The organism is Actinomycetospora chlora (genome assembly GCF_039542135.1).
In the GTDB taxonomy this organism is placed as follows: Bacteria; Actinomycetota; Actinomycetes; order Mycobacteriales; family Pseudonocardiaceae; genus Actinomycetospora; species Actinomycetospora chlora.
The window spans coordinates 72,712-82,296 of record NZ_BAABHO010000025.1 but is presented as its reverse complement, the minus strand read 5'-3'; the positions used below and the strand labels follow the sequence as shown (position 1 = coordinate 82,296).

Sequence of the window (9,585 nt, the reverse complement as noted above, 5' to 3'; positions counted from 1 at the left end):
CCCGGGTCCGGGAATTTTCTCCGCGACCCCGCCGTCACCGACCGTGACGCGTCAGTCGTCGTCGTCCCGGTCGCGCAGGCCGCCCTGCGCCGCCTCGGTGGCGGTCACGATCTGGACCGACCCGAACGCGCCCCCCGCGTCGACGGTCACCGGGCGCTCGCTCGGCGCCCCGGGCGGCACCCGGCACGCGTCCTCGCAGCGGATGCTGCCGAACACCAGGTAGCCGCTCTGCTGGACGACCGTGCCGTCGGGGACGACGACCTCGGTGGAGCCGAAGAGCGACGCGACCTCCACGCGCTCCTGACCGGCCGCCACGGGCACGACCCGGCTGCCGAAGACCGCGAACCCGTCGTCGGCGCCGGTCACGCGGGTGCCGCCGAAGACCACGGCGCCCAGCACCACGATCGGCACGACCACGCGTCCGAGGCGGTGGAACCAGGGCTGCTGCTGCCGGGCCGGCGCGACGGGCGTCGCCGAAGCCGGGGCGGGAGTGGCCGGCTCCGGGGCGTTCGGCGCGGGCAGGTCGGCCACCAGGGCGTCGAGGTCGCGCTGCACGCGCGCCGCGAAGCACTGCCGGCTGCGCTCGTCGTACTCGGTGAGCGTCAGGACGCCGTCGTCGAGCGCGGCGCGCAGCCGGTCGTCGGTGGCACGCCGCTGCCGGTCACCGATCCGGATCTCGGGCGGCTCGGCGGTCACGCGGACCATCCTGCCCGGTCACCCCGAGCGACGGGCGACGAGCAGGGCCCGGTCGTCGGGGTCGTCGGCACGGGCGATCGCCGCGTCGAGCGCCCGGTCGGCCTCGTCGTCCCGGCCGAGGCGGCGCAGCAGGTCGGCGCGCACGGCGTGCAGCAGGTGGTAGCGGTCCAGGCGCTCGGCGAGCTCGTCGACGATCACCAGCGCCGCGGCCGGGCCCTCGGTCTCGGCCAGGGCCACCGCCCGGTTCAGCGCCACCGTCGGGCTCGGGGTGAGCGCGAGGAGCTGGTCGTGCAGGGCGACGAGCTGGGCCCAGTCGGTGGACGCGGCGTCCGGCGCGGAGACGTGGACGGCGTTGATCGCGGCCTGGACCTGGTAGGGCCCGGGCCGGCCCCGGCGCAGGCAGCGCCGCACGAGGTCGAGGCCCTCGTCGATCAGCGCCCGGTCCCAGCGCGCGCGGTCCTGGTCGGCGAGCAGCACCCGCGAGCCGTCGGGGGCGGTGCGGGCGGGCCGGCGGGCCTCGCTGAGCAGCATGAGCGCGAGCAGGCCCAGCACCTCGGGCTCGTCGGGCATGAGCTCGGCGAGCAGGCGGCCCAACCGGATGGCCTCGGCGGCGAGGTCGTCGCGGGTGGCCGTCGCGTGGCCCTCGGTGAAGACCAGGTAGACGACGGCCAGGACGCCGGGCAGGCGGTCGGGCAGGTCGGCGTCGCGGGGGACGCGGTAGGGGATGAGCGCGGCACGGATCTTGTTCTTGGCGCGGACGATCCGCTGCGCCATCGTCGCCTCGGGCACGAGGAACGCCCGGGCGATCTCGGGCGTCTCGAGTCCGCCGAGCAGGCGCAGCGTCAGCGCCACCCGCGCGGGCAGGGCGAGCGCGGGGTGGCAGCAGGTGAAGACCATGCGCAGGCGGTCGTCGTGCACGGGTCCCTCCTCCGCCGGCTCCTCGGGCTCCTCCGGGGGCGGCTCCTCGCGGGCCGCGCGGGCCTCCTTGTCGCGGCCGACCGCGTCGCGGCGCAGCCGGTCGAGCGCGCGGCGCCGCGCGGTGGTGACGATCCAGCCGCCCGGGTTGGGCGGGACGCCGTCGGCGGGCCAGCGGGTGAGCGCGACGGTCACCGCGTCCTGCACCGCCTCCTCGGCGAGGTCGATGTCGCCGAGCGTGCGCACGAGCGTCGCCACGCACCGGCCGTACTCCTCGGCGAAGATCCGGGAGATCTCCGCCGAGGAGGGTGCGGTCGTCACGGCGTCCAGTGGAACGGCCGGACCTCGATCGGCAGGCCGACGGCGTCGGTGGAGCGCCGGCCCCACGCCAGCGCCGCGTCCAGGTCGGGCGCGTCGATGATCGTCAGGCCGCCGACGTACTCCTTGAGCTCGACGAACGGGCCGTCGGTGACCAGGACGTCGTCGCCGCTGCGGCGCAGCACCGTCGCGGTGTCCGGGGCCTCGAGGCCGCCGGAGAACACCCAGACCCCGGCGTCCTGCATGTCCTGCTGGAGCTGGGCGACGCGGCCCATGATCTCCTGCATCTCGGTGTCGGACGGCGGCTCGCCCTCGGTGGGCGTGAGGACGCTGAGCAGGTAGTGGGCCATCGGGGTCTCCCTCGTCGCGGTGCGGGCCCGGCGCCCGCACACCCCTCCACGAACGGCGCCCGGGCCGATCGACAGGGTCCGGCGAAGAATCTCCTAGCGTCGCGACACGTCGTCGACCGCGGTGAGCACGGCGGTGCGGGCGGCGTGCCACCCACGGCTGGCCCACCACCCCGCGGACACCGCGCGCCAGAACAGTCCGGCGACGGGCCGGACGGTCGTGCGGAGGAGCGGCGCGGCTGGCTCGGTCATCGCCACCACGTGTACCAGCTCCGGCCGACCGTCCGGGCCGGGACGACGCCCGTGCCGAGGTGTGCAGCGACCGTTCAGGGCGTGTCCGAGATGGGAGACAACGGTGTCCGGAGCGTCGCCGCCGCGCCTTGACACGGGGGAACGGCCCGCAGGACATTCGCTGGTCCTACGACGTCGGGACGGGAGCGGCGATGTCCTGGAACCTGCGCGGCCGGTACGTCGAGACGTGCTCGTGCGAGCTGATGTGCCCCTGCAACCTGTCGTTCGACCACGGCGCCACGTACGACTTCTGCCGGGCGAGCCTCGCGTTCGACATCACCGAGGGGTCGATCGAGGGCACCGACATCGCCGGCCGCAAGGTGGTCATGATCATCGACACCCCGAAGGTGATGACCGACGGCAACTGGCGCGTCGGGGTGTTCGTGGACGACCAGGCCGACGACTCCCAGTTCGCGCAGCTCGCCCGCGTGTTCGGCGGCCAGCTCGGCGGCCCGATGGCCGGGCTCGTGCCGCTGGTCGGCGAGGTGCTGGGCCCGGAGCGGGCGAGCATCGAGATCGACCACGACGGGCTGCGGCACACGGTCGCCGTGTCCGGCGGGATCGACTTCGAGATCGAGGACATCGTCCCGTTCGGGGTCGAGACGGGCGAGCCGGTGCGCTTCGCCGGCATGTTCCACCCCGTGGCGTCCGACCTCGTCATGGCCGAGGCGCGGCGCTCGCGCATCGACGCCTTCGGCATCGCCTACGAGGGGAAGACGGGGGTGTCGCACGCCGACTTCTCCTGGGCGGCCTGAGTGCGATGACGCTCGAGGACGGGCGACCGGCCACCGACCAGGGCCCGCGCCCGGCACTGCGTGCCGCCCGCACGCGGCTCGGTCTCGTCGCCGTGCTGCTCCTGCTCGCGGCGCTCGGGTGGTGGTGGACCGCGGCGCAGATGCGCGGGATGGACGCCGGCCCTTGGACCGCGCTCGGCGGCTTCGCCTGGTTCGTCCTGCTGTGGGTCGTGATGATGGCGGCGATGATGTTCCCGTCGGTCGCGCCGACGGTCGCGTTGTACGCCCGCATGACCCGGGGCCGCACGCCGCTCGCGTCCACCGCGTTCACCGCCGGGTACCTCCTGACGTGGACCGCGGCCGGCGTCGTGGCCTGGCTCCTGGCGCAGGCCGTCGGCGGTCTCGCCGGGGGCTCGCTCACCTGGGACGCCGGGGGCCGGGTGCTCGCGGGCGCGGTGATCGCGTTCGCCGGCGTCTACGAGCTCACGCCGCTCAAGGACGTGTGTCTGGGCCGGTGCCGCAGCCCGCTGGGGTTCCTGCTCGGCTCGTGGCGCGACGGCCCGGCCGGTGGCCTGCGCATGGGTGTCCTGCTCGGCGCGTGGTGCCTCGGCTGCTGCTGGGCGCTCATGCTCGCTCTGTTCGCCCTCGGGGTGATGAGCCTCGTGTGGATGGCGTTCATCGCCGTCCTCATCGCCGTCGAGAAGACCGCGCCGTGGCGCGCGGTCGTCACCTGGGGCACGGCCGTGCTGCTGGTCGCCCTCGGTGTGCTCGTGCTCGTCGCCCCGGGGGCCGTGCCGGGCCTGACGATCCCGGTCACGCCGGCGGGGATGCCGGGGATGCCGGGGATGTGAGGTCGCGGGTGAGGCCGTGCAGCAGGAGCGTCGCGAGCGCGTCGTAGGCCTCCGCGTCGCCGAGCCCCGTCGCGCCGGCGACCCGGCGCTGCTGGACGGCGACCATCGTCGAGGTGATCACCTCGGCGGCGAACGCCGTCGGCACGTCGTCGCGGAACGCCCCGGCCGCGACGCCCTCGGCGATGAGCTCGCCGACGCGACCCGCGGCGGCGCGGGTGTTGCGCGCGTAGACGTCGGCGGCGGGCGGGAAGGCGGCCAGGTCGTCCATGAAGCGCGGGGACGCCGGGGCGAGCTCCGCGGCGACGGCGCGCAGGTAGGCCTCCAGGCGTCGGGTGGGCTCGCGCTCCGCGGCCACGGCGGCCTCGACGTGGGTGGTGGCGCGCTCGAAGAAGTGCACGACCGCCGCCCGCACCAGCTGCTCCTTCGACCCGGCCAGCGCGTAGAGCGTCCGCTTCGAGCAGCGCAGCCGGCCGGCGACGTCGTCGAGCGTGAGGTGGGCGAAGCCCTCGGCGAGCAGCAGGGCGACGAGGGCGTCGAACAGCTCCGAGTGGCGCGCGGCACCCCGGCGCGTCGGGGTCGGGGCGGTCACGGCCCTACCCTAGCGACACCCGCATCGGTACTCTAGGACCGACTTCAGTACCGATAGGAGCCACGCGATGCCGGTCGACCGTCTGCTGCCCACCCAGGAGGCCGAGGACCTCCTCGAGCTCACCCGCGACCTCGCGGACAAGGAGCTCGCGACGCGGGTCGAGGAGCACGAGCGCGCGGAGACCTACCCCGAGGGCCTGTTCGCGACGCTCGGGCAGGCCGGGCTGCTCGGCCTGCCGTACCCGGAGGAGGTCGGCGGCGGCGGTCAGCCGTACGAGGTCTACCTGCAGGTGCTCGAGGAGCTGGCCGCGCGGTGGGCCGCGGTCGCCGTGGCCACGAGCGTGCACTCGCTGTCGTGCTTCCCGCTGTTCACCTTCGGCACCGAGGAGCAGAAGCAGCGGCTGCCGGAGATGCTCGGCGGCGACGTGGTCGGCGGCTACTCGCTCTCCGAGCCCCAGGCCGGGTCGGACGCCGCGGCGCTGCGCTGCAAGGCGGAGAAGGTCGACGCCGGCTATCGCATCACCGGCACCAAGGCGTGGATCACCCACGGCGGCCGGGCCGACTTCTACGCGCTGTTCGCGCGCACCGGGGAGGGCTCGCGCGGCGTCTCGTGCTTCCTCGCGCCCGGGCAGGCCGAGGGCCTGTCCTGGGGGAAGCCCGAGGAGAAGATGGGCCTGCACGCGGTCCCGACGGCCACGGCGAACTGGGACGGCGCGGTCCTCGACGCCGACCGCCTCATCGGCCGCGAGGGGCAGGGCCTCGAGATCGCGTTCTCGGCGCTGGACTCCGGCCGCCTCGGCATCGCGGCCTGCGCCGTCGGCCTCGCCCAGGGCGCGCTCGACGCCGCCGTCGAGTACGCCAACGAGCGCACGACGTTCGGCAAGAAGATCGTCGACCACCAGGGCCTGGGCTTCGTCCTGGCCGACATGGCCGCCGCGGTCGACTCGGCCCGCGCGACCTACCTCGACGCCGCGCGACGCCGCGACCTCGGCCGCCCGTACTCGCGCCAGGCCAGCGCGGCCAAGCTCGTCGCGACCGACAACGCCATGCGCGTCACCACCGACGCGGTGCAGGTGTTCGGCGGCTACGGCTACACCCGCGACTTCCCGGTGGAGCGCTACATGCGCGAGGCCAAGATCATGCAGATCTTCGAGGGCACGAACCAGATCCAGCGCCTCGTCATCAGCCGCGGCTTCGCCCGTGAGGTACGTGCGTGATCTTCCGAGCTATAGCTCAGAAGATCACGCACGTAGGACTCAGCCACCCCAGGTGACCTGGCGGAGGCCGTGGCGGTCGGGCGGGCCGGGCTGGGCGGCGCCGTCGGGGGAGACCGGCGAGCCGTGCGACGTCCCGGACTCGCGCGCCTCGCTCTGGTCGCCGCCCGACGGGGTGGCGCCGGCGTCGAGCTCGGCGAGCCGGGTGCGCAGCACCTCGATCACGGGCATGCGTGACGAGTGCGCCTGCTCGTGGTCGAGCAGCCCCTGCACGTCCGCGCGCTCCAGCGAGCGGATGCGGTGCTTGACGGTGTCGACCGTGGCGTGGTCGAAGTCGGGGAACTGCGGTGTGTCGGCCACCGTGACCTCCTGCGGACGGGGCCGCAGGGCTACCCGGTCAGGCCGCCGACGCACCCTCCTCCTCCGGGGGTGTGGCGGGGGGCGCCGCGAGCGAGCGCGACACCCGCTTCTTGACCATCCAGCCGATCGTCGCGCCGGCGACCAGCGCCACGATCAGCCCCACATAGGAGAAGCGCTTGAGCCAGGTCTCGGCGACGATCCCGAGGAAGTAGATCGCGTAGACCGTCCCGATGGTCCACAGCGCGCCGCCGATGATGTTCGCCGGCAGGAACTTCGCGTACGGCATCCGCAGCGCCCCGGCGAGCGGGCCGGCGAGGATCCGCAGGATCGCGATGAACCGCCCGATGATCACCGTCAGGACACCCCAGCGCGCGAACGCCCGCTCGGCCAGGGCGAGGTGGGACGGCCCGAAGTGCTTGGGGAAGCGCCGCCCCAGCCGCTGCAGCAGCCCGATCCCGTAGCGGTGCCCGATGCCGTAGCCGATGGAGTCGCCGATCACTGCGCCGGCGAGCGCGGCCAGCGCGACCCACAGCGGCGACACCGCGAGCTCGTGCCGCGAGGACAGGAGGGCGGCGCTGACCAGCACCACCTCGCCCGGCAGCGGCACGCCGAGGCTCTCGATGCCGACGACACCCGCGACGGCGAGGTACACCGCCAGCGGCGGGATCGTCATCAGCCAGTGGTCGATCGCCACGTCGGGGCCTCTCGTGTCGACGTTCGGGGTCGCCCCCGATCCTCGCGATGATGACCCACGGTGGCGCCCCGGGGCACCCCGGCGTCCGTTTTGCGACCGCGGACGGCCCCATCGGCTACCGGCCGTGAGCTACTCGCGGCGCAGCGTCCGGCTCCGGCCCCGGAACTCGGCGATCACCTGGCCGTCGCGCGGCCGGCCGAGGGTCACGTCGTAGACGCCGCTGCGCCCGAAGGCGACCCGCTCGGTCGCGATCGCCTCCAGCACGTCTCCGGTCATCGCCGACGCGACGAACACGATGTCGGCCGCGGCGGCCACCGCCACCGGCCCGGGGCTGTTGCACGCGCAGGCGAACGCGGAGTCCGCGAGCAGGAACAGGTAGCCGCCGTGGCACATGCCGTGCCCGTTCACCATGTCCTCGGTGACGGTCATGGTGAGCCGCGCCCGGCCGTCGACGGCCTCGTGCAGCTCCATGCCGAGCTTGCGCGACGCCGCGTCGTCGTCCCACATGCGCCGGACGGCCGCGCTGATCACTGGGCCGACCTCACCCACGCTTCGCCACCAGCGTCAGCACGTCGTACTTCGCCACCGGCTCGCCGTCCCCGTTGACGACCTCGGCGTCCCAGCGCACCTCGCCGTACGCGGCCGACGCCCGCGGCGAGATGTCCTTGGCCGTCAGCGTGATCGTCAGCTCGTCGCCGAACTTCACCGGCGTCAGGAAGCGCAGGTTGTCCACCCCGAAGTTGGCCAGCACCGGCCCCGGGGCCGGGTCGACGAACAGGCCCGCCGCGAACGAGACGACGAGGTAGCCGTGGGCCACGCGCTCGCCGAAGAACGGGTTCGCCGCCGCCGCCTCGGCGTCGAGGTGGGCGTAGAACGTGTCGCCGGTGAACTCGGCGAAGTGCTCCACGTCGGACTCGGTCACCCGCCGCGGTCCGCCGACGACGGTGTCGCCCGGGCGCAGGTCCTCGAGGTGCTTGCGGAACGGGTGCTCGTCGGTGACGGTGCGCGCGCTGCCCGGCACCCAGCGCCCGGTGATCGCCGACAGCATGTCCGGGCTCGCCTGGATCGCCGAGCGCTGCATGTGGTGGGCGACGCCGCGCAGCCCACCCATCTCCTCGCCGCCGCCGGCGCGCCCCGGTCCGCCGTGCACGAGCTGCGGCATCGGCGAGCCGTGGCCCGTCGACTCCTTCGCGTCGCCGCGGTCGAGCACGAGCAGTCGCCCGTGCCACGGCGCAACGCCGAGCACGACCTCGCGGGCGACGTCGGGGTCGGCCGTCACCACCGAGCCGGCCAGCGAGCCCTGCCCGCGGGCGGCGAGCTCGATCACCTCGGCGGTCGACGAGTAGGGCACCACCGTCGACACCGGCCCGAACGCCTCGACCTCGTGCACCGCCGCGCTGTCGGCCGTCGCGCGCAACAGCACCGGGGACAGGAACGCGCCGCGCTCGGCGTCGGCGCCGCGCACGTCGACCTGCTCGGGGTCGCCGAACACCACCTCGGCGGCGTCGGTCAGCGACTTCAGCGAGCGGCGCACCTCCTCGCGCTGCTCGAGCCCGGCCAGCGCGCCCATCGTCACGCCCTCGGCCGACGGGTCGCCGACGACGACCTCGGCGAGCTTCCCCCGCACCGCCTCGACCACCGCGTCCGCCTGCGCCGCGGGCACGAACGCGCGCCGGATCGCCGTGCACTTCTGCCCGGCCTTGACCGTCATCTCGGTGACGAGCTGCGACACGTACAGGTCGAACTCCGGGGTCCCCGGCGTCGCGTCCGGGCCGAGGATCGAGCAGTTCAGCGAGTCGGCCTCGGCGGTGAAGCGGACCGCGCGCGCCGCGAGCACCGGGTGGGTGCGCAGCTGGCGCGCCGTGGACGCCGAGCCGGTGAACGACACCAGGTCCTGCTCGGTGAGGTGGTCGAACAGGTCCCCGGTCGAGCCGGCGAGGAACTGCACCGACCCCTCCGGCAGCAGCCCGGAGTCGACGATCAGCCGCACGAGCTCGGCGGTGAGGAACGCCGTCGGCGTCGCCGGCTTGATGATCGTCGGGACGCCGGCCAGGAACGCCGGGGCGAGCTTCTCCAGCGGGCCCCAGCAGGGGAAGTTGTAGGCGTTGACCTGCACCGCGACACCCTGCAGGGGCGTGTACACGTGCTGGGCGACGAACGTCCCGCCCCTGCTCAGCGGGGCGAGGTCGCCGTCGAGCCACGGGCCGGAGGCGGGCAGCTCGCGCTTGCCGAGCGACGCGTAGACCTGCAGCACGCCGATGCCGCCGTCGACGTCGAACTTCGCGTCACCCTTCGTCGCGCCGGTCCGCGCCGACACCGCGTAGAGCTCCTCGCGGTGCTCGCGCAGGTGGCCGGCCAGCGCCTTGAGCAGCGACGCGCGCTGGTGGAACGACAGGGCGCGCAGCGCCGGCCCACCGGTCCGCCGCCCGTACTCGGCGACCGCGGCCATGTCGATGCCGTCGGTGGCGAGCCGGCCGATCTCCTCGCCGGTGACGGCGTCGGTCATCGGGCGGCCCTCGACGCCGTCGGGGGTGACCCACCCGCCGCGGACGTAGCTGGCGAAGACGCTCATGCGAG

General features: G+C 74.4%; 12 protein-coding genes. 3 read left to right on the top strand and 9 right to left on the bottom strand.

What is annotated here, in order from left to right; translation table 11 throughout:
• Positions 1-51: 51 nt before the first annotated feature.
• The 4 genes from ABD994_RS16735 to ABD994_RS16720 form a co-directional block, all read right to left on the bottom strand.
• Positions 52-696, bottom strand: coding sequence for a DUF1707 SHOCT-like domain-containing protein (locus ABD994_RS16735; protein WP_345417116.1), 645 nt, complete (start codon positions 694-696; stop codon positions 52-54).
• 18 nt (positions 697-714) lie between these two features.
• The gene (locus ABD994_RS16730; protein ID WP_345417125.1) at positions 715-1,941 is read right to left on the bottom strand and encodes an RNA polymerase sigma factor; all 1,227 of its coding nucleotides are present in this window, start codon (positions 1,939-1,941) and stop codon (positions 715-717) included.
• Positions 1,929-2,279, bottom strand: a complete 351-nt coding sequence (locus tag ABD994_RS16725) for a YciI family protein (protein ID WP_345417113.1) — start codon at positions 2,277-2,279, stop codon at positions 1,929-1,931. The genes ABD994_RS16730 and ABD994_RS16725 overlap by 13 nt, the downstream gene beginning before the upstream one ends.
• A 93-nt stretch (positions 2,280-2,372) precedes the next feature.
• Positions 2,373-2,528 carry a hypothetical protein gene (locus ABD994_RS16720; RefSeq protein ID WP_345417110.1) on the bottom strand — a complete coding sequence of 52 codons (156 nt, stop codon included), beginning with the start codon at positions 2,526-2,528 and terminating at the stop codon, positions 2,373-2,375.
• 191 nt (positions 2,529-2,719) lie between these two features.
• Between ABD994_RS16720 and ABD994_RS16715 the strand changes: the two genes are divergently transcribed.
• Together ABD994_RS16715 and ABD994_RS16710 are read left to right on the top strand one after the other, a co-directional pair.
• Positions 2,720-3,322, top strand: coding sequence for a DUF1326 domain-containing protein (locus ABD994_RS16715; protein WP_345417107.1), 603 nt, complete (start codon positions 2,720-2,722; stop codon positions 3,320-3,322).
• A 5-nt stretch (positions 3,323-3,327) separates the two neighbouring features.
• On the top strand, positions 3,328-4,152 hold the full coding sequence (locus ABD994_RS16710; RefSeq protein ID WP_345417104.1) for a DUF2182 domain-containing protein: 825 nt from the start codon (positions 3,328-3,330) through the stop codon (positions 4,150-4,152).
• Here the strand turns inward: ABD994_RS16710 and ABD994_RS16705 are convergent.
• Complete coding sequence (locus ABD994_RS16705; protein WP_345417101.1) at positions 4,115-4,741, bottom strand: TetR/AcrR family transcriptional regulator; 627 nt, start codon at positions 4,739-4,741, stop codon at positions 4,115-4,117. The genes ABD994_RS16710 and ABD994_RS16705 overlap by 38 nt on opposite strands.
• A gap of 67 nt (positions 4,742-4,808) precedes the next feature.
• Here ABD994_RS16705 and ABD994_RS16700 point away from each other — a divergent pair, with 67 nt between their 5' ends.
• Positions 4,809-5,957, top strand: a complete 1,149-nt coding sequence (locus ABD994_RS16700; RefSeq protein ID WP_345417098.1) for an acyl-CoA dehydrogenase family protein — start codon at positions 4,809-4,811, stop codon at positions 5,955-5,957.
• Between the two features lie 39 nt (positions 5,958-5,996).
• Here ABD994_RS16700 and ABD994_RS16695 read toward each other — a convergent pair whose 3' ends face one another.
• From ABD994_RS16695 to paaZ, 4 genes are all read right to left on the bottom strand, one after another.
• Positions 5,997-6,314, bottom strand: coding sequence for a DUF8129 domain-containing protein (locus ABD994_RS16695; protein WP_345417095.1), 318 nt, complete (start codon positions 6,312-6,314; stop codon positions 5,997-5,999).
• A gap of 37 nt (positions 6,315-6,351) precedes the next feature.
• On the bottom strand, positions 6,352-7,008 hold the full coding sequence (locus tag ABD994_RS16690; protein ID WP_345417092.1) for a DedA family protein: 657 nt from the start codon (positions 7,006-7,008) through the stop codon (positions 6,352-6,354).
• A 129-nt stretch (positions 7,009-7,137) separates the two neighbouring features.
• Positions 7,138-7,515: a hydroxyphenylacetyl-CoA thioesterase PaaI gene (gene paaI, locus ABD994_RS16685; RefSeq protein ID WP_345417122.1), complete on the bottom strand. Its 378-nt coding sequence runs from the start codon at positions 7,513-7,515 to the stop codon at positions 7,138-7,140.
• 34 nt (positions 7,516-7,549) lie between these two features.
• A complete protein-coding gene (gene paaZ, locus ABD994_RS16680) occupies positions 7,550-9,580 on the bottom strand; it encodes a phenylacetic acid degradation bifunctional protein PaaZ (RefSeq protein ID WP_345417089.1) in 2,031 nt (676 codons plus the stop codon).
• Between the last annotated feature and the right edge of the window lie 5 nt (positions 9,581-9,585).

Excerpts from the sequence above, each read along its gene's own strand:
- ABD994_RS16710 (WP_345417104.1), top strand. The coding sequence starts at position 3,328 with ATGACGCTCGAGGACGGGCGACCGGCCACCGACCAGGGCCCGCGCCCG.
- ABD994_RS16725 (WP_345417113.1), bottom strand. The coding sequence starts at position 2,279 with ATGGCCCACTACCTGCTCAGCGTCCTCACGCCCACCGAGGGCGAGCCG.
- ABD994_RS16720 (WP_345417110.1), bottom strand. The coding sequence starts at position 2,528 with ATGACCGAGCCAGCCGCGCCGCTCCTCCGCACGACCGTCCGGCCCGTC.
- paaI (WP_345417122.1), bottom strand. The coding sequence starts at position 7,515 with ATGTGGGACGACGACGCGGCGTCGCGCAAGCTCGGCATGGAGCTGCAC.
- ABD994_RS16715 (WP_345417107.1), top strand. The coding sequence starts at position 2,720 with ATGTCCTGGAACCTGCGCGGCCGGTACGTCGAGACGTGCTCGTGCGAG.
- paaZ (WP_345417089.1), bottom strand. The coding sequence starts at position 9,580 with ATGAGCGTCTTCGCCAGCTACGTCCGCGGCGGGTGGGTCACCCCCGAC.
- ABD994_RS16700 (WP_345417098.1), top strand. The coding sequence starts at position 4,809 with ATGCCGGTCGACCGTCTGCTGCCCACCCAGGAGGCCGAGGACCTCCTC.